Origin of the sequence: Bradyrhizobium sp. 62B (assembly GCF_030272265.2) — a bacterium.
Classification (GTDB): domain Bacteria; phylum Pseudomonadota; class Alphaproteobacteria; order Rhizobiales; family Xanthobacteraceae; genus Bradyrhizobium.
In genome coordinates, this window is record NZ_CP092841.2 from 1,151,309 (window position 1) to 1,174,357 (window position 23,049).

21 protein-coding genes are annotated in these 23,049 nt (G+C 65.6%); 9 read left to right on the plus strand and 12 right to left on the minus strand.

Annotated elements, in window-relative coordinates; all coding sequences use genetic code 11:
• The first annotated feature begins 33 nt into the window (after window positions 1–33).
• Complete coding sequence (locus ML401_RS05445; RefSeq protein ID WP_194406020.1) at window positions 34–1,050, plus strand: TorF family putative porin; 1,017 nt, start codon at window positions 34–36, stop codon at window positions 1,048–1,050.
• 69 nt (window positions 1,051–1,119) lie between these two features.
• Here the strand turns inward: ML401_RS05445 and ML401_RS05450 are convergent, their stop codons facing one another.
• Entirely contained in the window at window positions 1,120–2,877 is a 1,758-nt protein-coding gene (locus tag ML401_RS05450; protein WP_211418541.1) for an ABC transporter ATP-binding protein/permease, read from the minus strand.
• Window positions 2,878–3,191: 314 nt separating this feature from the next.
• On the opposite strand from ML401_RS05450, the gene ML401_RS05455 reads away from it, so the two are divergent.
• Together ML401_RS05455 and ML401_RS05460 are read left to right on the plus strand one after the other, a co-directional pair.
• Window positions 3,192–4,856, plus strand: a complete 1,665-nt coding sequence (locus tag ML401_RS05455; protein ID WP_211418540.1) for an L-lactate permease — start codon at window positions 3,192–3,194, stop codon at window positions 4,854–4,856.
• A gap of 132 nt (window positions 4,857–4,988) precedes the next feature.
• Window positions 4,989–5,387: an META domain-containing protein gene (locus ML401_RS05460; RefSeq protein WP_212067953.1), complete on the plus strand. Its 399-nt coding sequence runs from the start codon at window positions 4,989–4,991 to the stop codon at window positions 5,385–5,387.
• A gap of 167 nt (window positions 5,388–5,554) precedes the next feature.
• Here the strand turns inward: ML401_RS05460 and ML401_RS05465 are convergent, their stop codons facing one another.
• The 3 genes from ML401_RS05465 to groES all read right to left on the minus strand — a co-directional run bounded on the left by ML401_RS05465 (window position 5,555) and on the right by groES (window position 9,008).
• On the minus strand, window positions 5,555–6,766 hold the full coding sequence (locus ML401_RS05465) for a hypothetical protein (RefSeq protein WP_285810486.1): 1,212 nt from the start codon (window positions 6,764–6,766) through the stop codon (window positions 5,555–5,557).
• Window positions 6,767–6,962: 196 nt separating this feature from the next.
• Window positions 6,963–8,594 (minus strand): chaperonin GroEL, encoded by a 1,632-nt coding sequence (gene groL / locus ML401_RS05470; protein ID WP_211418537.1) that lies wholly within the window; start codon window positions 8,592–8,594, stop codon window positions 6,963–6,965.
• Window positions 8,595–8,711: 117 nt separating this feature from the next.
• Complete coding sequence (gene groES / locus ML401_RS05475; RefSeq protein WP_097657489.1) at window positions 8,712–9,008, minus strand: co-chaperone GroES; 297 nt, start codon at window positions 9,006–9,008, stop codon at window positions 8,712–8,714.
• A gap of 316 nt (window positions 9,009–9,324) precedes the next feature.
• On the opposite strand from groES, the gene ML401_RS05480 reads away from it, so the two are divergent.
• Window positions 9,325–9,846 carry a hypothetical protein gene (locus tag ML401_RS05480; RefSeq protein ID WP_063197393.1) on the plus strand — a complete coding sequence of 174 codons (522 nt, stop codon included), beginning with the start codon at window positions 9,325–9,327 and terminating at the stop codon, window positions 9,844–9,846.
• Window positions 9,847–9,960: 114 nt separating this feature from the next.
• On the opposite strand, the gene ML401_RS05485 is transcribed toward ML401_RS05480, so the two are convergent.
• Window positions 9,961–10,746 carry a protein phosphatase CheZ gene (locus tag ML401_RS05485; protein WP_194406026.1) on the minus strand — a complete coding sequence of 262 codons (786 nt, stop codon included), beginning with the start codon at window positions 10,744–10,746 and terminating at the stop codon, window positions 9,961–9,963.
• Window positions 10,747–11,061: 315 nt separating this feature from the next.
• Between ML401_RS05485 and ML401_RS05490 the strand changes: the two genes are divergently transcribed.
• Entirely contained in the window at window positions 11,062–11,889 is an 828-nt protein-coding gene (locus ML401_RS05490) for a L,D-transpeptidase (RefSeq protein ID WP_285810487.1), read from the plus strand.
• 240 nt (window positions 11,890–12,129) lie between these two features.
• On the opposite strand, the gene ML401_RS05495 is transcribed toward ML401_RS05490, so the two are convergent.
• From ML401_RS05495 to ML401_RS05520, 6 genes are all read right to left on the minus strand, one after another.
• Window positions 12,130–12,963 (minus strand): DUF2076 domain-containing protein, encoded by an 834-nt coding sequence (locus tag ML401_RS05495; protein ID WP_285810488.1) that lies wholly within the window; start codon window positions 12,961–12,963, stop codon window positions 12,130–12,132.
• Window positions 12,964–13,089: 126 nt separating this feature from the next.
• Complete coding sequence (locus ML401_RS05500; protein WP_285810489.1) at window positions 13,090–13,935, minus strand: ChbG/HpnK family deacetylase; 846 nt, start codon at window positions 13,933–13,935, stop codon at window positions 13,090–13,092.
• Window positions 13,932–14,978: a glycosyltransferase family 2 protein gene (locus tag ML401_RS05505; protein WP_259215810.1), complete on the minus strand. Its 1,047-nt coding sequence runs from the start codon at window positions 14,976–14,978 to the stop codon at window positions 13,932–13,934. Before ML401_RS05505 ends, ML401_RS05500 begins: the two co-directional genes overlap by 4 nt.
• 99 nt (window positions 14,979–15,077) lie before the next feature.
• The gene (hisG, locus tag ML401_RS05510; protein ID WP_211418532.1) at window positions 15,078–16,055 is read right to left on the minus strand and encodes an ATP phosphoribosyltransferase; all 978 of its coding nucleotides are present in this window, start codon (window positions 16,053–16,055) and stop codon (window positions 15,078–15,080) included.
• A gap of 3 nt (window positions 16,056–16,058) precedes the next feature.
• Window positions 16,059–17,210 carry an ATP phosphoribosyltransferase regulatory subunit gene (locus ML401_RS05515; protein ID WP_211418531.1) on the minus strand — a complete coding sequence of 384 codons (1,152 nt, stop codon included), beginning with the start codon at window positions 17,208–17,210 and terminating at the stop codon, window positions 16,059–16,061.
• A gap of 122 nt (window positions 17,211–17,332) precedes the next feature.
• Window positions 17,333–18,103, minus strand: a complete 771-nt coding sequence (locus ML401_RS05520; RefSeq protein WP_285810490.1) for a 16S rRNA (uracil(1498)-N(3))-methyltransferase — start codon at window positions 18,101–18,103, stop codon at window positions 17,333–17,335.
• A gap of 211 nt (window positions 18,104–18,314) precedes the next feature.
• Here ML401_RS05520 and ML401_RS05525 point away from each other — a divergent pair, with 211 nt between their 5' ends.
• On the plus strand, window positions 18,315–18,977 hold the full coding sequence (locus ML401_RS05525; RefSeq protein WP_285810491.1) for a hypothetical protein: 663 nt from the start codon (window positions 18,315–18,317) through the stop codon (window positions 18,975–18,977).
• Window positions 18,974–19,912, plus strand: a complete 939-nt coding sequence (gene ubiA / locus ML401_RS05530; protein ID WP_285810492.1) for a 4-hydroxybenzoate octaprenyltransferase — start codon at window positions 18,974–18,976, stop codon at window positions 19,910–19,912. Before ML401_RS05525 ends, ubiA begins: the two co-directional genes overlap by 4 nt.
• Window positions 19,913–20,024: 112 nt before the next feature.
• Here ubiA and ML401_RS05535 read toward each other — a convergent pair whose 3' ends face one another.
• A complete protein-coding gene (locus ML401_RS05535) occupies window positions 20,025–20,543 on the minus strand; it encodes a DUF6101 family protein (protein ID WP_285810493.1) in 519 nt (172 codons plus the stop codon).
• Window positions 20,544–20,808: 265 nt separating this feature from the next.
• Here ML401_RS05535 and ML401_RS05540 point away from each other — a divergent pair, with 265 nt between their 5' ends.
• Both ML401_RS05540 and ML401_RS05545 read left to right on the plus strand, forming a co-directional pair.
• On the plus strand, window positions 20,809–22,197 hold the full coding sequence (locus ML401_RS05540; protein ID WP_211418527.1) for a TldD/PmbA family protein: 1,389 nt from the start codon (window positions 20,809–20,811) through the stop codon (window positions 22,195–22,197).
• The gene (locus ML401_RS05545) at window positions 22,184–22,993 is read left to right on the plus strand and encodes a 3'(2'),5'-bisphosphate nucleotidase CysQ (RefSeq protein ID WP_194406038.1); all 810 of its coding nucleotides are present in this window, start codon (window positions 22,184–22,186) and stop codon (window positions 22,991–22,993) included. The genes ML401_RS05540 and ML401_RS05545 overlap by 14 nt, the downstream gene beginning before the upstream one ends.
• Window positions 22,994–23,049: the final 56 nt, after the last annotated feature.

Sequence of the window (23,049 nt, forward strand, 5' to 3'; positions counted from 1 at the left end):
CCGACTGGGTAAGAACTGGTGATGGGGATCGAAATGAAGAAAGTAGCTTTGTTGGCAACGGCGCTGGCAATGGTGACGACGGGTTCGGCTTTCGCGGCAGACATGGCGGTGAAGGCCAAGAAGGCCCCGCCGGTAGTTGCTTTCGATCCGTGGGATGTCGCCTTCGGCGCCGCGATCATGAACGACTACGTCTTCCGCGGTATCACCCAGTCGAACCACAAGCCGTCGGTCGCTGCCTATTTCGAGCCGCGCTACAACGTCACCAAGGACTTCCAGCTCTATATCGGCGTGGCCGGTGAGAGCATCTCCTTCCCGAACCGCGCTGCAGCCGAGATCGACATTTACGGCGGTATCCGCCCGACCTTCGGCGCCTTCGCCTTCGATATCGGCGTCTGGGGTTACCTGTATCCGGGTGGGACCTGCTATTACGGCGCGCCCGTCGACACCGCTGGCAACGCGCTCAGCGCAGAGTGCGCCACCAACGCCCTGGTGAACGGCAACGTCATGAAGAAGGACGTCAGCTTCTTCGAAGTCTACGGCAAGGTGAATTACACCATCAACGACAACTGGAGCGTCGGCCTCAACGAGTACTATTCGCCGAACTTCCTCAACACCGGCGCTTGGGGCAACTACACCTCGGTCACCGCCAAGTGGACCGCGCCGAGCACGACCTTCGGCGCGAGCGGCGTCGGCATGTACGTGTCGGGTGAATTCGGCCGTCAGTGGTTCGGTACCTCCGATTCCTTCTACGGCACCGGCATCGCCAGCCCGCTGGGTGGCGGTCCGTTCCCGAACGGCATCAAATATGCCGACTACAACACCTGGAACATCGGCGTCGGCTTCACCTACAAGGTCGCGACGCTGGATCTTCGCTACTCCGACACCGATCTTTCGAAGGCGAACTGCAACGCCTTCACCAGCGACAACACCGCCACCTTCAGCGGCAGCTTCAGCAGCATCAATCCGTCGGGCGTCGGCTCCAAGTGGTGCGGTGCGACCGGCATTGCCAAGCTGTCTTTCGACCTGACGGCGATGACGAACCTGAAGTAAGCTTCGTCCCGAGACCATCTACCAGGGCGGCAGAGCAATCTGCCGCCCTTTTGTTTTGAGGGCGGGTGCTCAGCGCGCCGCGCTTGGCTCCCGGGCCGGCTCGCCGGCCTTGCCGAGGACGTGGATCTCGTCGTCCTGCACCAACGCCACCTTGCGGGTATGGAAGGCGTCCAGCGTCGAGCGGTGGCCGATCGAGACGATGGTGGCCTGTGGCAGCTTCTCCGTCAGCAGCCGATAGAGCCGGTCCTCGGATGGTTCGTCCAGCGAGGCGGTCGCCTCGTCGAGGAAGAGATAGTCCGGCCCATGCAGCAGGGCCCGGGCGAGCCCAAGGCGTTGCTGCTCGCCGAGCGACAATGTCCTGTTCCAGTGACCGTCCTCGTCGAGCCGCTCCGCCAGGCGCGGCATGCCGACCGCAACCAGGGCGTCGCGAATCTTCTCGGGCGCGATGGAGCCGTGCCCGGCCGGGTAGATGACGGCGTCGCCGAGCGGGCCGATCGGGAAATACGGCCGCTGCGGCAGCATCATCAGCTTCGCCTTCTCAGGAATGGCGATCGTTCCGGTGCCGAACGGCCAGATGCCGGCCATGGCCCGGAACAGTGTCGACTTGCCGGAGCCGGAGGGGCCGGTCACCAGCACCCGCTCCGAAGGCTGGATCGTGAAGCCGTCGGCTGCGACCAGAGGCGTGCCGTTCGGCAGCTTGACCAGCAATTGCTCAAGCGCGATCGCCTTGCCCTGCGATGGCGCGACGTCGATGGTCGGCTCGAGCGCCGCGCCGTGGGCGGCCGAACTGACCGACATCTCGAAGCCGTCGAGGCGGGCAATCACGGAACGCCACTCGGCGAGCGAGCGATAGGCGGTGACGAAGAAGGACAGCGCGTCCTGCACGCTGCCGAACGCCGAGCCGGTCTGCATCATGTCGCCGAGCTGGATGCGCTTGGCGAAATAGGCGGGCGCCACCATGACATAGGGAAATAATGTGGCAGCCTGGCTGTAGCTGGCCGTGAAGGCGGTCAGGCGCTTGGTCCGGCTCATGATGTCGTACCAATTGCCGATGACGAAGCCGAAGCGCTGCAGCAGACGCCCGCGCTCGGCGTTCTCGCCTTTCAGAAGGGCGATCTGCTCGGAATTCTCGCGGACGCGGATCAGGTTGAAGCGGAAATCGGCCTCGAAGCGCTGCTGCTCGAAGTTCAGATTGATGAGCGGGGCGCCGATCCAGTGCGTCAGCGCGGTACCGGCGATCGCATACGCCACTGCGGCCCAGACCAGAAAACCGGGGACGACGATATCGGTGCCGTAAATGTACAAGGGGGCCTTGTAGGACAGGCCCCAGAGGATGACGACGAAGGAGGCCAGCGTCACGACCGAGGACAGAAGGCCAAGGCCGATGGTCAGCGTCTGCTCGACGAAGGTCTTGACGTCCTCGGTGATGCGCTGGTCCGGATTGTCGGCGGCATCGCCCTTGAGCTGCATGCGGTAATGGGTGGCGCCGTCGAGCCATTCGCCGAGATAATGTTGCGTCAGCCATTGCCGCCAGCGGATCTGCAGCCACTGGTTCAAATAGAGCTTGTAGACGGCGAGCGCGACGAAGGTGAAGGCAAGGCCGAGGAAGATCCAGACCTCCTTGATGAACTCGGGCAGGTCGTAGGCTTGCAGCGCGCTGTAGAACCGGTTCTGCCATTGATTGAGCAGCACGTTGATCGCGACCAGGACCAGCTCCATGGCGACGACGACGGCGAGCAGGCCGCGGCCGGCCCATTTGTCCTCCGACCGGAAGTAAGGGACGGCGATTCGCCAGACGATCGCGAGCGTGGCGCTGATGTTCTTCACAGAGCGGGTCTCCTCGGGGGAATGTGGACAAGTGCCCGGAGCCAAGGACTTGAAGCCATGGCGAAAAGCGGCGCGCTTAGACTAAAGTCGCAAGGTCTGCAATTTGCGTTGTCTTGTCGCACCCGGCAACCCTAGCATGGTGCTCGACGGCGCGGAGTAGGGGTGCTCCGGGATTTCGCGAGCTTGTGAGCGGATGGGAACCGCCACATTCGCGAGGAATTCGCGTCCAGCTCGGGGGTTATCGCTTCAGCGTCAAGCAGGTTCGGCTCTCCACGCGGGCCGCCTGCCGCAAACATGCGTGGGGGAGGAAGACCATGTGGAATCAAATCTATGATCCCTTGCACAGCCCGGTGCTGTCGACGATTGCGGCAGCGGTGCCGGTCGTCACGCTGCTGGTCCTGATCGCGAGCGGCCGCGTCCAGGCGCATATCGCGGCGATCATCGCCGTGATCGTGGCCAATCTGATCACGATCTTCGTCTTCACCATGCCGGCCAACATGTCGATCCGGGCCTCGGTGCTCGGCATCGTCACCGGCTTCTTCCCCATCGGCTGGATCGTGCTCAACGTCATCTTCCTTTACCAGGTGACGGTGAGCACGGGACGCTTCGAATTGCTCAAGCGCGCCATCGGCGGCGTCACCGAGGACCGGCGGCTGCAATTGCTGCTGATCGCATTCTCCTTCGGCGCGTTCTTCGAGGGTGCCTCGGGCTTCGGCACGCCGGTCGCGATCACCGGTGCGGTTCTGATCGGCCTTGGCTTCTCGCCGCTCGCGGCGTCCGGCCTGTCGCTGATCGCCAACACCGCGCCGGTCGCCTATGGCGCGCTGGGCACGCCGATCCAGGGCCTCGCCTCGGTCACCGGGCTCGATCCCTACATTCTCGGCGCCATGGTCGGCCGGCAATTGCCGTTCTTCTCGCTGATCGTGCCGTTCTGGGTGGTGTGGGCGTTCGCGGGCTGGAAGGGCATGAAGGACGTCTGGCCGGCGATCCTCGTCACCGGCATCTCGTTCGCGGTCCCGCAATTCGTGATCTCGAACTACGTCAATCCCTGGATCGTCGACATCGGCGCCTCGCTGATCTCGATGGGCGCGTTGATCCTGTTCCTGAAGGTCTGGCAGCCCAGGCAGCTCTGGCTGTCGCCGGCGCTGCGCGGCCGCGATGAATCGGCGGCCACCATGGCGGCGGCGAAGCCGCTCGACAAGACGCCCCTGACGCAGAGCGAGGTGTTCAGTGCGCTGCTGCCGTGGATCATCGTCTGCATCGTGATGCTGATCTGGGGCAACGGCGCCTTCAAGACCTGGGCGAACTCGATCTTCGTCTGGAACTACCCCGTGCCCGAATTGCATCAGATGATCAACAAGATGCCGCCGGTGGCGCCGGGGCCGACCAAAGAGAGCGCGGTGTTCGGCTTCACCTATCTGTCGTTCACCGGCACGGGCATGCTGATCGCGGCGATCATCTCCGGTGTCCTGATGGGCGTCGGTCCCGGCCGGCTCTTGACGGAATACGGCCGCACCATCCGCCTGTGCGCGATCTCGCTGATCACGATCTCCGCGATGCTCGCGATCGGCACCTTGACGCGGCTCTCCGGCGTCGATGCGACGCTGGGTCTGGCGTTCGCCGCAACCGGCGTGCTCTATCCCTTCTTCGGCACGCTGCTCGGCTGGCTCGGCGTCGCCCTGACGGGATCGGACACGGCGTCCAACGTGCTGTTCGGAAACCTGCAGAAGATCACCTCCGAGCAGCTCGGCCTGTCGCCGGTGCTGATGGCGGCGGCGAACTCGTCCGGCGGCGTCATGGGCAAGATGATCGACGCGCAGTCGATCGTGGTCGCCTCCACCGCCACCAACTGGTACGGCCACGAGGGCACGATCCTGCGCTTCGTGTTCTGGCACTCGATCGTGCTGGCCTGCCTCGTCGGTGTGCTCGTGACGTTGCAGGCCTATGTCTATCCGTTCACGGCGCTGGTCCTGAAGTAACGGGCCACGTCCGGCTTCGACAAATCCCCGCGAGGTTCGCCCCCCGCGGGGATTTTTGCGTGCGGGCGAACCTTCTCAATGGGGCCGCCGTCTTATAGAAGGTGCCGCAAATCGGGTCGGACGAGAGGTCTCATGGTTTCGCTCAAGCAGATGGTGTGTGCGGCGGTTGCAATGCTCGCGATGTCCACGCTCGCGCGTGCCGAGGACGGCTTTCCGTTCGGCACCGAGATGACGCTGGAAGCGTTGCCGCAAGCAGGCTCCAAGCGGATTCCGAACATCGAGATCGGCGACCATGGCGAGGTCGTGCTTGAGCTCTGGTGCAAGGGCGGCAAGGGCCAGTTCTCGGTCGCCGGCAACACCGTGATCTTCGTGCCCGGGCAGATCCAGGATCGCTCCTGCCCGCCGGCGAGAGCCCAGGCCGACGACGAGCTCGTCGCGGCCCTCTCCAGTGTCGAGACCTGGAAGCGCCAGGGCGACGTGCTGACGCTGATCGGCCCGAAGTCGCTGCGCTTCAGGACGACGGGGAATTAACTCTCGCGAACGTTGCCCTCGTGTCCCGGACAAGGCGCAGCGCGCAAGCGATGCGCCGCAGAGCCGGGACCCAGACTTTCATCTGCGACTTTGCTTGTGGCTCTGGGCCCCGGCTCAGCAGCGCATCACTGAAGTGCTGCGCCGCGTCCGGGGCACGACAGCTCGGCCTATTTCCACACCGACTTGTCGGCGTCCCAGCGCTGGCCCCTGAGCTCCTTGGCGAGCGCCTCGATCGAACCGTTGTCGTCGGGCTGCTCGCCTTCCTCGTCCACCGAGGCGTCGTCGGAGAGATTGAGCTTAGGCCCGCTGCTCTCGTCGGCGGTCGTCGTCGCGGGGCTGCCGATCCAGAGCATGAGCTTGTCGGTGGTGCCCGGCTTGTCCGGCGAGACGAGGCCTGCGACCTCGATCGTGTCGGTCAGCTCGAGCGCGGGAAAATCCTGGTTCGGCCGCTTGAACACCAGCTTGAGCTTGCCGGTGGCGGGGTTGAAGCTTTGCGAGACCGGCTTTGCCGCGAGGGTTCGGCTCAGGACGCTCGCAACAGTGCTCGCGAGCTTGTTGCGGTTGATCTTGTCCCCCTCGCGCCACTCGGCCGCGGGAAAGCGGATCGTGCGGTCCATCTCGGTCATCCCGGCGGTCCAGCCAGCGGCGGTGACGCCTGGCGTCGCCTTGAACTTCGCCAGCAGCGCGCCGGCGCGCTCGGGATCGACCGACATGTTGATGGTCTGCTCGCCTGCGCGCAGCGCATCGCAGCCGACATTGAGGCTCGCCAGCGTCACCTCGACGTCCTGGCCCTTCAGGCTCTTCAGGAAGTCGGTTGCAGCGTCGAGCTTCACCTTGACCGCAATCGCCTCCGGCGAGACGTCGGTGAAATCCTTCGGCTGCGGCGTGATGCCGTCGTCGGAGGTCTGATTGTCCTGAAATTCCTTCTCGCTGAGATCGGAATTGTCGGGCGAGGTGACCTCGGTCACCACCTGGCCGATGCTGATCTGGCCGCGAAACTCGAAGGTGTCGCCGCTCTGCTTGCGCAGCAGCTTGACGCTGACGGGCGCCTTCTCGCCGACGCTCTGCGTGGTGCCGGTCAGGTTCTGGCCCGTGACCTGAAGATTGACGACGAAGCGGTCCTTGCGGTCGGAATTCTTCGCGATGGGGTAACAGACGTCGAGTACCGCCGCCGTGACCGTCTTGCCCTGGCGCGTCTCCTTCAGGATCACGTCGGCATTGCCGTCCATCAGCCCGTCGATCGAGGTGAAATAGCGCGTCTCCACGCCACCGGGCGCCGTGGCCTTGGGCGACAGCTTCATCTGGGCGGAGGCGACCTCCGGTGAAACTGCCAGCAGAACCGCCAACAGGGCTGTCGAACAAACCAGAAGCGCGCGCATCGACGACATCCTCGAGCAACGAGCATGATCCGGAAAAGTGTGAAGCGGTTTTCCGAAAAGATCATGCTCAAACAATAGAATCGGCGCCACCGTAGTGGGTTTTGGCCGTGGATTGAATTGGAAAGCGGTCCCCATCGTTCCCAAAAAGAAGGCCGCCCGGAGGCGGCCTTCGCAATCGTGTCAGGTGAAGTCGGCCTCAGAAGCCGCCCATACCGCCGCCGGCGGGCATGGCGGGCGCGGCTTCCTTCTTCGGCGACTCGGCGACCATGGCCTCGGTGGTCACCAGCAGACCGGCGATCGAGGCGGCGTCCTGCAGCGCGGTGCGCACCACCTTGGCCGGGTCGATGATGCCCTTCTCGACCATGTCGACATAGTCCTCGTTCTGGGCATCGAAGCCGAAGGTCTCGGACTTGTTCTCCAGGATCTTGCCGACCACGATCGAGCCTTCCACGCCGGCGTTCTCGGAGATCTGGCGGATCGGAGCTTCCAGCGCCTTCAGCACGATGTTGATGCCGGCCTGGACGTCGGCATTGGCGTTGCTGAGACGGCCGACCGCCTTCTTGGCGCGGAGCAGCGCGACGCCGCCGCCGGGGACGATGCCTTCCTGCACCGCGGCGCGGGTGGCGTTGAGCGCGTCCTCGACGCGGTCCTTCTTCTCCTTGACCTCGATCTCGGTCGCGCCGCCGACGCGGATCACCGCGACGCCGCCCGCGAGCTTGGCGAGGCGCTCCTGGAGCTTCTCGCGGTCATAGTCCGAGGTGGTCTCCTCGATCTGGGCCTTGATCTGGCCGACGCGGGCCTCGATCTCCGGCTTCTTGCCGGCACCCTTGACGATCGTGGTGTTCTCCTTGTCGATCACGACCTTGCCGGCGCGGCCCAGCATCTTGACCGTGACGTTCTCGAGCTTCATGCCGAGGTCTTCGGAGATGAGCTGGCCGCCAGTGAGGATCGCGAGGTCCTCGAGCATGGCTTTGCGGCGATCACCGAAGCCCGGCGCCTTCACCGCGGCCACCTTCAGGCCGCCACGGAGCCGGTTGACGACCAGGGTGGCCAGCGCCTCGCCCTCGACGTCCTCCGCGATGATGACGAGCGGCTTGCCCGACTGCACCACGGCTTCCAGCACCGGCAGCATGGCCTGCAGGCCCGAGAGCTTCTTCTCGTGCAGGAGGATGTAGGCGTCCTCGAGTTCGGCGGTCATCTTCTCGGGGTTGGTGACGAAGTAGGGGCTGAGATAGCCGCGGTCGAACTTCATGCCCTCGACGATGTCGACTTCGGTGTCGAGCGACTTGTTCTCTTCGACGGTGATGACGCCCTCGTTGCCGACCTTCTGCATCGCCTGGGCGATCATCTTGCCGATGGCGGCATCGCCATTGGCCGAGATGGTGCCGACCTGGGCGACCTCGGAGGAGGCGGCGACCGGCTTGGCGCGCTTCTCGATGTCCTTGATGACGGCTGCCACGGCGCTGTCGATGCCGCGCTTGAGGTCCATCGGGTTCATGCCGGCGGCAACCGCCTTGGCGCCCTCGCGCACGATGGCCTGGGCCAGCACGGTCGCGGTGGTGGTGCCGTCGCCGGCGAGGTCGTTGGTCTTGGAGGCGACCTCACGCACCATCTGGGCGCCCATGTTCTCGAACTTGTCCTCGAGCTCGATCTCCTTGGCGACGGTGACGCCGTCCTTGGTGATGCGGGGCGCGCCGAACGATTTCTCGATGACGACGTTGCGGCCCTTCGGGCCGAGCGTCACCTTGACGGCGTTGGCGAGAATGTCGACGCCGCGCAGCATGCGTTCGCGCGCGTCCCCGGAAAACTTGACGTCTTTGGCAGCCATGTCTGCAGTCCCTCGTGTTTCGTGATGTGTCTTGTTTTGTGCTGTCGGGCGGAATGATGGATGCCCGGACCGCCTGGATCCGGGCATCACATTCAGCGGCTGTTCAGGCGGATGGCCTTAGGCCAGAACGCCCATGATGTCCGACTCCTTCATGATCAGGAGGTCTTCGTTGTCGATCTTGACCTCGGTGCCCGACCACTTGCCGAACAGCACGCGGTCGCCGACCTTGAGGTCGATGGGGACCAGCTTGCCGGCCTCGTCACGGCCGCCGGGGCCGACGGCGACGATTTCGCCCTGGGACGGCTTTTCCTTGGCGGTGTCGGGAATGATGATGCCGCCCTTGGTCTTTTCCTCGGCGTCGATACGTTTGACCACGACACGGTCATGCAGCGGACGAAATTTGGATTTAGCCATGACGTTTCCCTTTGGAGGCTCGCTTCGGAAGGTGTGGAAGTGGGTGGGGCGGCGCTTCCGTCCGGCCCCTATCCCGAGGATCGAACGGCGCGCTTAGCAATCGGGCTTTCCGAGTGCTAATAGTGGGCCCGGAAATATGGCTTGGCCGCGATCCTGTCAAGCAAAGGTGGTTAAGCGGTTGTTGAGGCGGATATAGGATGTTGGCATTGGAAACTTGTTCGGGGCGCAGACGTATCAAAGGACGTCATTGCTCCGGCAGCTTTTTTGCGCTTGGCTGCGGGAGGGGTGCGGCCATGGTTTTGTCCGGGGGAATGCCATGATCAGTTCAGCTCACGCGCGCACGGTTGCCAATCTGGCGGCCGCCTCTTGTCTGGCGCTGCTGCTGGGCGCCTGCGGCGGCGGCATGAGCCTGCCGTCCTTCTCGTCGTCCTCGCCGCCGCCCGACGCCGAGCCGGGCGTTGCTCCCGAAATGCCTGCGACCATTCGCGCCGACGAGATCGTGGGCCGCTGGGGCCTGGCCTCGTTCCAGAACCCGGCCGACCGCGCCCGCACCGAGGCGGCCGCCCGGGCCCAGTGCAAGAACCCTTACGTGATCACCGCCGGTTCCTCCGGCGGCGTGATCATGCATCTGGCCGACCAGGCGACGCCGCAGGAGCTGCGGCTGAAGGGCTCGCCGAGCGGCAAGAACTACATCGGACCGGCGGGACCCACCCCCGGCGAGCAGGACCGCGAAATCGTCTCCTTCGACGGCCGCGTCCTGATCACCCGCTTCATCGACAAGGACGCCGCCACCCGCTACGGCAACATGGTCTACGTCCGCTGCGCGCCGAGAGCGTGATTTGCTCTTCCCCTCTCCTCTTGTGTGAGAGGGGGGATGTTGCTGGTGATACAGCCAAAACAAAAAACGCCGGCTCGCGCCGGCGTTTTGTTTTTTCCGTGGGTCCGCGTCCGTTCAGTCGAACAGCGCGTCGATGTCGTCCTGCGAGGCGTGGCCGACGTCGCCGGAGAGCTTCGGACCGTTGAGGAGCTTTTCGTCCTCGGTGCGATTGTCGACTGGGGCCGGCACATGCGACTTGATGGCGTCGACGCCGCCCCAGATGTCCATCATCGCATTGATATGCTGCTCGATGAACTTCATCGTGGTCATGACCTTGCTGATGCGCTGGCCGGTCAGGTCCTGGAAGTTGCAGGCTTCGAAGATCGAGATGACGCGTTCCTGGATGTCGTCGGCGAGCCGCTTCTGCTGGTCGATCGAATCCACCTTGGACATCGCGCTGGCGGCCTGGTCGATCGATTCCGCGGCTTCGAGGATCTGCTGGGTCGCCTGCTCGGTACCGCCGACCACCGCGCCGAGCTCGCCATTGACCTTGGCCATCTCGCCGCCGTCGAAGCTCTTGCCGTGCAGCGTCGCGATCTCGCGCTTGGTGCGATCGATGGCGTCGTGGATGAGGTCGAGTTCGACCTTCAGCTTCTCGCACTGTTCGATCTGCGCCCGATAGGTCTCGAGCATGGTGCGGGCTTCGGAAAGCTCGTGGGCGGTGGAGGCATCGATCGCCGCCATGGCCGCGCTGCCGGACAGCGGTGCCGCCACGACGCCCTTCGCCATCTGGGCGCGGATCGCACGTAGCTCGGCCATGATCTCGCTATGCATCGGGATTGCCTCTTCAGTTACGTCCAAAATCGGCATCTCGCCACCAGCGATATCCTCAACGCGAAAACGTTTGCGGTGAACAGCCATCAGGATACTCCCCCCACCTCACTCACGCGTCTTTGTAGACAGAAGCGATTTAACACGAAGTTCACAGCAGGAACTGTTGTGCGGGCTCGCGCGACGCCGTGCAAAGAAGCGATTAACCATGGCCGCGCCGCGTTCATCGAAAATAAACGCTGATCGCCAAATTGCCGTGCGCCTGACGACGTGGTGAATCCAAACCCGCGTTCCGTTTACCAAACAAAACGGCTTTTGCTTTTTATTGACCACGTCGCGGCGGCGGATCAGCCAGGCGCCTTCCACGACGCATGTGATCTAGACGAAACAGTACAGAGTACGTCGATGTTCAAGAAAATGCCTGTCGCGCTGCTCGCCAGCGCTTGCACCTTCATTGCCGGCGCGAACGACGCCAGCGCGTTTGACAACACCGTGCCGAACGATCCGCCCGCGGTGCTCTATGCGCCGCAGGTGCCGCCGGCGCCGGTGCGCGTCGCCTCCAATGCCAACATGGGCGGCGGCTTCATCGAGTTCCTGTTCGGCGATGGTCCCGGCCGCGGTCCGGCCTACGCGCCCGAGCGGCCGGTGTATCAGCAGCAGCCGGGTTATTACGATCAGCGCCGTCTGCCGCCGATGGGCGAGCCGCAGATGCAGGGCGGATATCAGCAAGGCGGATATCAGCAAGGCGCGCTGCAGCAGGACGCGGTCGATCCGCGGCAGCGTCAGTTCGATCCGAAATTCGAGAAACAACTCGTTGACTATAGCGGCAAGGAAACTCCCGGCACGATCGTGGTCGATACCCCGAACAAGTTCCTCTATCTCGTCGAGGGTAACGGTCGGGCGATGCGCTACGGCATCGGTGTCGGGCGCTCCGGTTTCACCTGGTCAGGCGTGAAGTCGATCACGGCCAAGCGCGAATGGCCGGACTGGACGCCGCCGGCGGAGATGATCGCCCGTCGCCCCGATTTGCCCCGGCACATGGAAGGCGGCCCCGAGAACCCGCTCGGCGCCCGCGCGATGTATCTGGGCTCGACGCTCTATCGCATCCACGGCTCCAACGAGCCCTGGACCATCGGCACCAACGTTTCCTCCGGCTGCATCCGCATGCGCAACGAGGACGTCATCGACCTCTATGGCCGTGTCAATGTCGGCACCAAGGTCGTGGTGATGTGATTCGTCTTTACCCTCTCCCCTTGTGGGAGAGGGTGGCTTCGCCGTAGGCGAAGCCGGGTGAGGGGTATCTATCCGCGAGTCCCACTCTCACGATTTGAGTTCGTGGATAGATACCCCTCATCCGGCGCTTCGCGCCACCTTCTCCCACAAGGGGAGAAGGAAGAATTCAGCGCAGAACGATGCAAATAGAACGGCCGCCTCAAGGGCGGCCGTTCTCGTTTGCAAAGGTTCGGACTGGCCTCACGCGTAGTCGCTGCCGCCATCGTCGTCGCCGCCGAAATCGCTGTCGTCGGCCATGTCCACATTGCCGTCGTCACGATTGTCTTCGTAGTTCTGATCGTTGTCGTCATTGCTCCGATCGTTCGACGCCTGGTCGAAGAAGCCCTGGCGGGAATCGCGGTTCGAGCCGATGTCGTCGAGACCGGCATCGCGCGCGAGCGAGCCGCCGGACTGGTCGCTGCCGCCCCAGGGGCTTCCACCAGCGCCGCGGTCACCGAGCGCAGCGCTATCGCCGAAACCTTGCTGGTGCGATCCGCCCATCATGCCGCGGATGCTGGAGAGCAACAGCGAGCCGCCGACGACGCCGGCCGCGGCCGCCGCCGCCGTGCCGAGGAACGAGCCGCCGCCACCGCCGACCGGCGGAGCGCCATAACCCTGGCCCGGACCTTGGCCGTAGGCCTGTCCATAAGGCGGCGGTGCGCCGTAGCCCGGCTGGCCCTGCTGCATCGCTCCGCCGGTGTTCCAGACCGGCCGCTGCTCACGCGGCGGCACGTTCGGAACCGAGCCGCGCGAGGGGCCTCCGCCGAACAGCGTGTCACGCATGGTGTCGAGGAAGCCGCCGGACTGCGCCTGCTCGGGTGCATGGGCCGCCTCCAGCTCCTGGATGCGGTTATGGGCGCGCTTCAATGCCTCGTCCTGCAACAGCGTGGTCTGGACCAGCGCATAGACCGCGCCGGGCGCCTTGCGCAGCCCATCGGAGATCGCGGCGATCGCGTCGGGATCGCGCGGTGCATTTTCCAGTTTCGAAAGCCGGTCGAACAGGTCGTCGACGAGCTGGCGTTCCTGCGGCGTCATGATCAATCTCCCTCGCGCAAAACAAGCGCGAGGCAGATGTAGGGTTCCATTGTGGCCCCAACAGTGCCGGCCGGATTAAATTTCGGTATGCGACAAGCTGCCTCTGCGGCTTGCTGTCCGCCGTTTTCACCCCAGCGTGGCGCCACTGTCCGCCAGCAGACGCGGGAAGGCGTCGCTCGCGAGATAGGCGTGCTCGCGTTCGCGGACATCCGTCATCGGATCGAGGCCGGCGAGGACGTCGTCGACGAAGCCGGGATGGCACATCACGAGGCCGCCATCCGGCAGACCTTCCAGGAACTGCCGCATCAGCTCGCCGAAATCGGTCGCCCGCGCGAAGTCATAGGCGCCGGCGAAGCCGGGATTGAAGCTGAGACCGGCGCTGCCGGCGCGGCGGCGGAATTGCGTGCTGAGCACATCGAGCACCAGGGCCTTGGGTGAGGCCAGCCGCTGCTTGAGCGGCAGGTCGCGGCCGCCCTGGCGCACCCAGGCGTTCGGCGCGCCATCGACGACAGCATCGACGAAGCCGTCGCGCACCTGCGGATAAAGCTGCACATGCTGGTGGCCGTCGACGAAATCGGGCGCACGGCCGAACGCCTCCGTGAAGGCGGCGAGCTGCGCCTTCACCTCGTTGCGGAAGAATTCGCGATCGAGCCGCCGCAAGACGCCCGCGCGCAACAGCTTCGGAAACGGCATGAACATGTCGCCGTCGAGCGGACGAAAATGCATGGTGAGGGGGCGGAACGGCGCCGACAGCGTCACGTGCAATCCGATCGCGCAGCGCGGGCTCGCTGCCGCGGACGCCTGGAGCGCTTCGATCTCGCTGCGCTCGATCGCCGGGCCCACCATCATCACCGAGGTGGCGTTGAGGCGGCCGCGTTCGATCAGGTCGCGGATGGCGCGGTTGACGCCCGGGCTGATGCCGTAATCGTCAGCGCAGAGCCAGATCCGCCGCAGGTCCGCGGCCTCGCTCATTCGGCCGCCGTCCTCTTCGCGGCGTCGTCAGCCTTGTCGGTTTCGAAGCGCTTGTCGCTGTGCTCGGCGACGAAGTAGATCGGGCGCGCCTTCAGCTCGGAGAGGATCTTGCCGATATATTCGCCGACGATGCCGATCATGATGAGCTGCACGCCGCCGATCGTCATCAGGCCGATCACGAGCGAAGGATAGCCGGGTACCTGCTTGCCGGTCGTGAGCACCTCCCAGAGGATCGACAGGCCGAACAGGAAGGCGCCTCCGGCGAGGATGACCCCGAGCAGGCTGGCGAAGCGCAGGGGCGCCACCGAAAACGAGGTCAGGCCCTCGATCGACAGGCCGAGCAGGCTTGCGGCGTTGAAGGTGGTGACGCCATGGGAGCGCGCCGCGGGCTCGTAATCCACGCGGATCTGGCGGAATCCGATCCAGCTGGCGAGGCCTTTGAAGAAGCGGTTGCGCTCGGGCAATTGCCTGAGGGCTGCGACCGCGCGCGGGGAGAGCAGGCGGAAATCGCCGGCGTCCTCGGGAATCTTCTGGCGTGCGCCCCAATTGATCAGCGCATAGAAGCCGTGCACGGCGACGCGGCGCAGGAAGGTCTCGTTGTCGCGATGCGCCTTGGCGGTATAGACGACGTCATAGCCGTCTTCGATCCAGTGCCGCACCAGCTGTTCGATCAGGGCCGGCGGATGCTGGCCGTCACCGTCCATGAACATGACGGCGCCGAGCCGGGCATGGTCGAGGCCGGCCATCAGCGCCGCCTCCTTGCCGAAATTGCGCGAGAGCGACACCACCTGGACGTCGATCGCATCTGCCGGCAGGCTGCGTGCGATCGCCAGCGTCGCATCCTTGCTGCCGTCGTCGACATAGACGATCTCGCAAGACAGCTGGTAGCGCTCCCGCAAAACTCTTGCGAGGTCGCAGACGCGCTGATGCAGGGCGCCGAGGCCCGCCGCCTCGTTGTAGACGGGGACGACGATCGACAGTCCCTTCGCGGCGGCGCTGGCCGCATTGGTCGTCATGCCTGATACGTCAGAGCCCAGCGTCATCGGTCGAGGTTCCAGAGGCGGTCTAAGTCATCTCAACAGCATATGGTAGCTGCCGTTTGCTGTCGCAAAGCTGAACGGAAAAGCCGAGCGGACCTGGGCTCACCGCCGCAGGAACGCTTCGAGCTTTGCGAACAGCGGGTTCTCGCGGTCGAACACGTAATCGAGCGAGACCACCGAGACGGTCTCGGCGCCATGCTCGCGCAGGAAGCTCGCCAGTGCATAGAGCTGCCCCGGTGGGCAGTGCAACGTCAGCATGCCTGACGAGGTCGGTCCGCCGAACGGGGCCTCGACGCCGAACCGGCTGTGGGCCTCGCCGAGCAGGGCGGCGTCGCATTGCCGGAAGCGGGTGCGGACCTCGCGGTATTTGTTGGCCCGCGCCCGTGCCGCGATGTGATCGAGGATCACGCGCGCCGTCTCGCGGGCCTGCGGCGACCAGTCCGCGTCCTTCGACGCCACGAGATTGGCCTGGCTGCGCAGGATCATGCCGTCGTCGAGCACCCGCAGGCCGTTGGCGGCGAGCGTCGCGCCGGTCGTCGTGATGTCGACGATCAGCTCGGCGCTGCCGGCCGCAGGTGCGCCTTCGGTCGCGCCTGCGCTCTCGACGATGCGGTAATCGGTGATGCCGTGGGTCTGGAAGAACGCCCGGGTGAGATTGACGAACTTGGTCGCGACCCGCATCCGCATGTGATGCTGCTCGCGGAAGCCGGTGGTGACGTCGTCGAGATCGGCCATGGTGCGGACGTCGATCCAGGCCTGCGGCACCGCGACGACGACGTCGGCATAGCCGAAGCCGAGGCCGTCGATCAGCGACACGCGGTTGTCGGCATCGGCGATGTTCTCGCGCACCAGGTCTTCACCGGTGACGCCGAGATGCGCGACGCCGCGCGACAATTGCGATGCGATCTCGCTCGCCGAGAGATAGGCGACCTCGACATTGTCGAGGCCGGCGATGGTGCCGCGGTAGTCGCGCGCGCCGCCGGCCTTCGACAGCTTCAGGCCCGCGCGGGCGAAGAAGGCTTCGGTGTTCTCCTGCAGGCGGCCCTTGGAGGGAACGGCCAGCACGAATGGCGCGCTCATGACTTAAGCTCCCACCTTGCGGCCGATCCTGGTCAGCGCATCCACCCAGACCGAGAAGCCGACCGCGGGAATGGGTTCAGACGATCCGAGCTGGGTCATCAGCCCGTCATAGCGACCGCCGGCGACCAGCGGCTCGGCGCCGTTGCCGCGGTGATGCAGCTCGAATTCGAACCCGGTGTAATAGTCGAGGCCGCGTCCGAACGCGGTCGAAAAGCGCGTCTGCTTCACGTCGATACCGCGCGCGGCCATGAAGCCGACCCGGCTTTCGAACTGGTCGATGGCCGCGGCAAGGTCGAGCTTGGCATCATTGGTGAGCGCGCGCAGCGCGGCGATGGAATCGTCGGGGCTGCCCGATATCGACAGGAAGCGCTTGAGCACGGTGATCGCTTCGCGCGACAACGCGCCGCCCTTCAGCGTCGATTGCTCGAGGAAGCGATCGGCGATCTCGGCGGTGGTGCGACCACCGACATTGGTGGTGCCGGCGATCGACATCAGATCGGTGACGAAGGCGAGCGCGGCCTTGCGGTCGGAGCCGGCGAGGGCTGCGAGCACGCCCTCATATTCGCTGCGGGTCGCGGTGGTCGCGGCCGCCAGCCGCTCCAGATCCTGCTCCAGGCTGATCTTGCGGTTGAAATCCTTGACCAGACGGCGGCGCCAGACCGGGTAGAGGTCGAGCGCGTCGAGCAGCGCGTTGAACAGCGCCACGTCACCGGTGCGGATCTCGACGTCGCGGACGCCGAAGGCCGCGGTCGCCTCCAGCGCCAGGGCCAGCGTCTCGGCATCGGCCGCGGCGCGGTCCTGGCGGCCGAACGATTCGATGCCGGCCTGCAGGAATTCGCTGGCCTGGCCGCTGCGGTAACGAAACACCGGGCCGAGATAGCTGAACCCGGCCGGCTGGCCGGCGCGGCTGGAGGCGAGGTAGTCGCGGGCGACCGGAATGGTCAGGTCCGGGCGCAGGCACAGCTCCTCGCCCGTGAGGTCCGTGGTCAGATACAGGCTCTTGCGGATGTCCTCGCCGGAGAGGTCGAGGAACGGCTCGGCCGGCTGCAGGATCGCCGGCTCGGCCCTGACATAGCCGGCCTGCGCGAACGACAAGAGCAGCGTATCCGCCCAGGCGGCGGAGCCGGCAGCATTTGAGGTGGCAGTCGCGGTCATGACAGAGGTCCATCTGTCCCGGTGGAACCGGGCAGGGCAAGGGGAAGGACAGGAATTGCGCAGGCCTTAGCATGGCCGATGCGCGGTTTCGACCTCCAAAGGATCAATCGCTTAACGGGGGATCAGCTGGACGTGGCTTCGGTGGTCCGGCCGCCCCAATCGCCCAGCACCGCCTGGACCAGCGCCAGCGCCGCCACGGCGGCCGTGTCGGCCCGCATGATCCGGGGACCCAGGGCCAGCCGGAGGATCTTGGGCTGCCGCAGCAGGAGAGCGCGCTCTTCCTCGGCGAAGCCCCCTTCGGGGCCGATCAGGACGTCGATACCCTGGGCGGCCTCGCGGGCGGCCTGCAGGCTCTGGACCGGGTTTTCGACTTCCGCGGCCTCATCGCAGAAGATCAGCAGCCGGTCGGCCGGGCGCTGGCTCAAAAAGCGCTCCAGGGCGACCGGTTCGGCGACGGTGGCGATGGTCAGGATACCGCACTGCTCGGCCGCCTCGACGACATTGGCCCGCATCCTCTCGGTATTGACCCGGGAGGCCTGGGTGAACCGGGTCAGCACCGGCTGCAGGGCGGCGGCGCCCATCTCGATGGCCTTCTGGACCATGTAATCGAGCCGGGCATGCTTCAGCGGGGCGAAGACGTAGGCGAGGTCGGCAAGCCGGTCCTGCGGCCGGGTCTGCTGGAGGATGACGAGGCCGTCCGGCCGCTTGCGGCCTTCAATGGCGGCCTGCCACTCGCCGTCGCGGCCGTTGAACGCCAAAACCTCGGCCCCGGCGGCGAGCCGCAGCACGTTGCCGAGATAATTGCTCTGGTCGCGGTCGAGCGCGACCCTGGCGTCCAGGGCCAGGGGGGCATCGACGAACAGGCGGGGAGCGCGAAAATCGTGGGCGGGCATCGTTCAAAAGTCCGATTTTGCGCCGTTATTAACCGAAAGCAGCCCTTCCGGGGGTAAATATTGCCGAACCGCTGCGTCGGCGCGCCGCGCTCTTGCCCTATTCGGCGGGTTGTTAAGCGCCGGCGGGAATCGTAAAATCGCGAGCACGCTGGTTGCGCTTCTGTTGGGAAGACGCTGGACCCCGTCAGCTCCTGCCGGAGAGAATTTCTTGATGATCCGTCGTTTGATGGTTCCGATCGCTGCGGCCATGGTCACCATGGTTGCCTCAGGTGCTTATGCGCAAAGCGCGTTCCCGGCGCCGCTGCCCAATCAGGCTCCCGCCAGTTCGGCGTTTCCGCCGGTGAACGGTGCGGCGCCGACCGCGTCGGTCGGTGCGGCTCCGCAATCGTCATTTCCCGTGAATGGCGCCGCCCCGATCGGTGGCGCTGGTGCTTTCAGCGCGGCGCCGCCGACGCAGGCCGGTCCCGGCGAGGACTGCATGAAGGCGTTCATGCCCCTGCGCGAAGAGGCCGAGAAGCGCGGCAAGCTGATCAAGGCCGCGAGCGACCGTCACGCGCCGCCGGACGAGGCCTGCAAGCTGATCCGCAATTTCAGCCAGGCTGAAACCAAGATGATCAAGTACATCGAGACCCACGCCGCCAAATGCGGAATCCCGCCGCAGGTCGGCGCGCAGATGAAGGACGGCCACAAGAACACCGAGGCCATGGCGACCAAGGTCTGCAACGTCGCGACGCAGATGCAGCAGCAGCAGGCGCGCCCCGCAGGCCCGTCGCTGAGCGAGGTGCTGGGCTCGGGCTCGGCGCCTGAGGCCAATGCCGGCAAGAAGGGCGGCAGCACCTTCGACACGCTCAACGGCAACGTCCTCACCCGATGAGCGACGCATCCGCCCGCGTTGCCGATTCCACCGGCAACTGGGTCGATACACGCGCGCCGCAATGGGCGCGGCCTTACCTCCGCTTGTCCCGCTTCGATCGTCCGATCGGCTCCTGGCTGTTGTTGATGCCCTGCTGGTGGTCGGCAGCGCTCGCGAGCGGCATGGCGCATGACGTCCGCGGCCTGCCGCTCACCATCGTCCTGTTCTTCATTGGTGCCTTCGCGATGCGCGGGGCGGGCTGCGCCTGGAACGACATCACCGATCGCGATCTCGACGACAAGGTCGAGCGCACCCGCTCGCGGCCGCTGCCCGCGGGACACATCACCGTGAAGCAGGCGCTGGCCTTCCTGGTCGCTCTGGCGCTGGTCGGGTTCGTCGTGCTGCTCCAGTTCAACCGCTTTGCCGTCATGACCGGCATCGCCTCGCTCCTGGTCGTCGCCATCTATCCCTTCATGAAGCGCGTCACGTGGTGGCCGCAGGTCTTTCTCGGGCTCGCCTTCTCCTGGGGCGCGCTGATGGGCTTCGCCGTCACCTTCGGACGCATCGACGTCACCGCGCTGGTGCTCTATGCCGGTTCGATCGCCTGGGTGATCGGCTATGACACGATCTATGCGCATCAGGACGCCGAGGACGACGCGCTGATCGGTGTCAAATCCACCGCGCGCCTGTTCGGCGCCCATACGCATCAGGCGCTGATCCTGTTCTATGGCGTCGCGGTAATGCTGATCGGCGTCGCGCTGGCCTCGGGCGATGCGCGCTGGCCGGCCTGGCTCGGACTCGCCGCCTTCGCCGCGCATCTGGCGTGGCAGATCATGCGCTTGCGGATCGACGATCCCGAATTGTGCCTGCGGCTGTTCAAGTCGAACAAATATGCGGGCCTGCTGCTGTTCGCGGGATTGCTCGCGGACGCGGCGATGCGGGCACAGCTCTCGTAGGATGCGTAGGGCGGATCAGCGAAGCGCAATCCGCCAATTTCTGTCCGAGTAGAACGCAAAGAGGTGGGTTACGCCTACGGCTAACCCGCCCTACGGCAATTGTGAATGCCGCTCAATTCCGCGCGATGATCTCGCGTTCTTCGCGATGAACGGTGAGTTCGCGCGCCATCGCAACGCGGCGGCGCATCAGGAATTTCGGACGGCGGGCGCGGATCGCATTGGCGCGGCGGCGGCGGGCGGCGGGCTTGCGCGCGCCTTCGTCGAGCTGCGGCAGCGCGAAGATCTCGCTCCAGATCGCCCAGGCCTCGTTGAGCTCGTCGCCCTCGGCCCCGACCAGCAGCGGCACGGACAACGAGGGATCGCGATGCACGAGGACGAGGGCCTGCGCCTCGTCATTGCCGCGCAGTGCGACGCCGGTGAAGTCGCTGACGCGGACGTTGATCGCCATCTGCATGCCGTGGACGGCACGGCGCAGCACGACACGTTCGCGATGAAGCTCGATCTGCCTCGTGTATCCGTCGGCGCGCGGATCATGCGCGTCGAAGCGGACCGGGAGGGAAAGAGGGTCGAGCCGCAGAGAGCGGCTCGACCCGGCGGGAGTGACCCCGCATGTTGCTGTTTGACGCCTCACGGCTTTCGTTCTCCCCGCCGGGATTATGTTCCCGGTCGATGCGAGGACCTTAGCGCGCGCTCTTCCGAAACCGCTTAAAAAGGCTGGTTAACCCACCGTCACTGCTCCTCATGATTGACAAGACCTTGGCACGCATGATTGACGAGACGTTGCGCCGATGGTGCGAATCTGAGCTTTTAGCGGGCTGAAAATGCTTGAAGTCCGCGCGATCAGGGCACATCTGTGGGTTCCGGTCCCGAACCCCCGCCCCAACAGGATTTCGTTCGTGAACTCTTCACCATCCGCAAGCTCGACCACAGCCAATCGCGACCTGTTCGACCAGTCCGCGCTCTCCGATCTCGCGCAGCGGCTGGTCGAGGCGGCCAGGCGCGCGGGCGCGGACGCGGCCGATGCGGTCGCCGTGCGCGGCGTCTCGCAGGGCGTCGAGGTGCGCGACGGACGCGTCGAGGAATCCGAGCGCTCCGAGGGCGACGATGTCGGCCTGCGCGTGCTGGTCGGCCAGCGCCAGGCGGTGGTCTCGACCAACGACGTCAGCGGCGATGCCGTCACCAAGCTTGCCGAACGCGCGGTCGCGATGGCGCGCGTGGCGCCCGACGACAAATATGTCGGTCTGGCCGATCCCGCGCTGCTCGCGCGCGACTTCCCCGATCTCGACCTGCTCGATCCCGACATTCCCGCGACCAGCGAGCTCGAGCGCCGCGCGCTCGCGGCCGAAGCCGCCGCGCTCGCCGTGAAGGGCGTCACGAAATCCGGCGGCGCGTCGGCCTCCGCCGGCATGGGCGGCATGGTGCTCGTCACCTCGACCGGCTTCCATGGCTCCTACTTGCGCTCCAGCCAGGGCATCTCCGCCACCGCCATCTCGGGCGAGGGCACCGGCATGGAGCGCGACTACGACTTCACCTCGGCGCCGCATGCCGCCGACCTCTTGTCACCGGAGGTGGTCGGCCGTTCCGCCGGCGAGCGCACCGTGGCGCGCTCCAACCCGCGCAAGGTCGAGACCTGCAAGGTGCCCGTGGTGTTCGATCCGCGCGTCGCCGGCTCGCTGGTCGGCCATGTCGTCGGTGCCATCAACGGCGCCTCGATCGCGCGCAAGACCAGCTTCCTGAAGGACAAGCTCGGCCAGCAGCTGTTTGCCAAGAACATCCGCATCATCGACGATCCCCTGCGCAAGCGCGGCCTGCGCTCGCAGACCTTCGACGCCGAGGGCGTCGCCGTGAAGAAGATCGCGCTGATCGACGAGGGCGTGCTGACGACCTGGCTGCTCGACTGCGCCACCGCGCGCGAGCTCGGCCTTTCCACCACCGGTCATGCCCATCGCGGCGTCTCCTCCTCGCCCTCGCCGGGCCCCTACAATCTGCATCTCGAACCCGGCACGCCGACGCCGGCCGAATTGATCTCAGACATCAAGCAGGGCTTCTACGTCACCGATCTGATCGGCTCGGGCGTTAACGGCGTCACCGGCGATTACAGCCGCGGCGCTTCCGGCTTCTGGATCGAGAATGGCGAGATCACCTATCCCGTCAGCGAGGTGACGATCGCCGGCCATCTGTTCGAGATCTTCAAGTCGATGCAGCCAGCGAACAATCTCGAATTCCGCTACGGCATCAATGCGCCGACGGTGCGCATCGAGGGCTTGACGCTTGGCGGACGCTGACGCGAACGACACGATCCTGACCCGCGATGCGGCGCTGCTGCAGGACACGGTGCGGGAAGCGGGCGCACTGGCGCAGTCGATGTTCCGCACCGAGCTGAAGAAGTGGATCAAGGGCGCATCCTCGCCGGTGTCGGAAGCCGACATCGCCGTCAACGATCTCCTCGAAACGCGCTTGCGCAGTGCGACGCCGGATTATGGCTGGCTCTCGGAGGAGAGCGCCGACGACGCAGCCCGGCTGTCGCGGCGGCTGACCTGGATCGTCGATCCCATCGACGGCACGCGCAACTACCTCAACGGCCATGACGATTGGTGCGTCAGCGTCGCGCTGGTCGAGGATGCAACGCCCGTGCTCGGTGCAGTGTTCGCGCCTGTGAGCGGCGAGTTCTTCTTCGCCGCGCGCGGACGCGGCACGACGCTCAACGACGTCCCGGTGCGGGCGACGGGCGGAGCCGAGCTGGACTTCGCCCGCGTCGCCGGGCCGAAACCCCTGGTCGAGCGCCTGAAGCCCTCACTCGGCGACATCCAGCTGCATCCGCGAATCGGCTCGCTGGCGCTGCGCCTGTGCCGGGTCGCCCATGGCGCGCTGGATGCGGCTTTTGCGGGCGGCAACAGCCATGATTGGGACCTTGCGGCGGCCGATTTGATCGTGCAGGAAGCCGATGGTAGGATGAGCGACCTCTCCGGAGAACCCATCCTCTATAACCGCCGGGAAGTGGCGCACGGGGTGCTGGTGGCAGCGGGGCGCGATCGTCATGCGGGCATTGTCGCGCATTTTCGAGATCGCCCCTTGGCCTGAAGCGCCCGTCGTCGTGCTCGTCGAACACTGCTTTGCCGGGCCGCCCGCTAGGAACA

Excerpts from the sequence above, each read along its gene's own strand:
- hisG (WP_211418532.1), bottom strand. The coding sequence starts at position 16,055 with ATGAGCGCGCCATTCGTGCTGGCCGTTCCCTCCAAGGGCCGCCTGCAG.
- ML401_RS05455 (WP_211418540.1), top strand. The coding sequence starts at position 3,192 with ATGTGGAATCAAATCTATGATCCCTTGCACAGCCCGGTGCTGTCGACG.
- ML401_RS05460 (WP_212067953.1), top strand. The coding sequence starts at position 4,989 with ATGGTTTCGCTCAAGCAGATGGTGTGTGCGGCGGTTGCAATGCTCGCG.
- ML401_RS05525 (WP_285810491.1), top strand. The coding sequence starts at position 18,315 with ATGATCCGTCGTTTGATGGTTCCGATCGCTGCGGCCATGGTCACCATG.
- ubiA (WP_285810492.1), top strand. The coding sequence starts at position 18,974 with ATGAGCGACGCATCCGCCCGCGTTGCCGATTCCACCGGCAACTGGGTC.
- ML401_RS05465 (WP_285810486.1), bottom strand. The coding sequence starts at position 6,766 with ATGCGCGCGCTTCTGGTTTGTTCGACAGCCCTGTTGGCGGTTCTGCTG.
- ML401_RS05485 (WP_194406026.1), bottom strand. The coding sequence starts at position 10,746 with ATGGCTGTTCACCGCAAACGTTTTCGCGTTGAGGATATCGCTGGTGGC.
- ML401_RS05500 (WP_285810489.1), bottom strand. The coding sequence starts at position 13,935 with ATGAGCGAGGCCGCGGACCTGCGGCGGATCTGGCTCTGCGCTGACGAT.
- ML401_RS05445 (WP_194406020.1), top strand. The coding sequence starts at position 34 with ATGAAGAAAGTAGCTTTGTTGGCAACGGCGCTGGCAATGGTGACGACG.
- ML401_RS05480 (WP_063197393.1), top strand. The coding sequence starts at position 9,325 with ATGATCAGTTCAGCTCACGCGCGCACGGTTGCCAATCTGGCGGCCGCC.
- ML401_RS05520 (WP_285810490.1), bottom strand. The coding sequence starts at position 18,103 with ATGCCCGCCCACGATTTTCGCGCTCCCCGCCTGTTCGTCGATGCCCCC.
- ML401_RS05495 (WP_285810488.1), bottom strand. The coding sequence starts at position 12,963 with ATGACGCCGCAGGAACGCCAGCTCGTCGACGACCTGTTCGACCGGCTT.
- ML401_RS05505 (WP_259215810.1), bottom strand. The coding sequence starts at position 14,978 with ATGACGCTGGGCTCTGACGTATCAGGCATGACGACCAATGCGGCCAGC.
- ML401_RS05515 (WP_211418531.1), bottom strand. The coding sequence starts at position 17,210 with ATGACCGCGACTGCCACCTCAAATGCTGCCGGCTCCGCCGCCTGGGCG.
- ML401_RS05490 (WP_285810487.1), top strand. The coding sequence starts at position 11,062 with ATGTTCAAGAAAATGCCTGTCGCGCTGCTCGCCAGCGCTTGCACCTTC.
- groES (WP_097657489.1), bottom strand. The coding sequence starts at position 9,008 with ATGGCTAAATCCAAATTTCGTCCGCTGCATGACCGTGTCGTGGTCAAA.
- groL (WP_211418537.1), bottom strand. The coding sequence starts at position 8,594 with ATGGCTGCCAAAGACGTCAAGTTTTCCGGGGACGCGCGCGAACGCATG.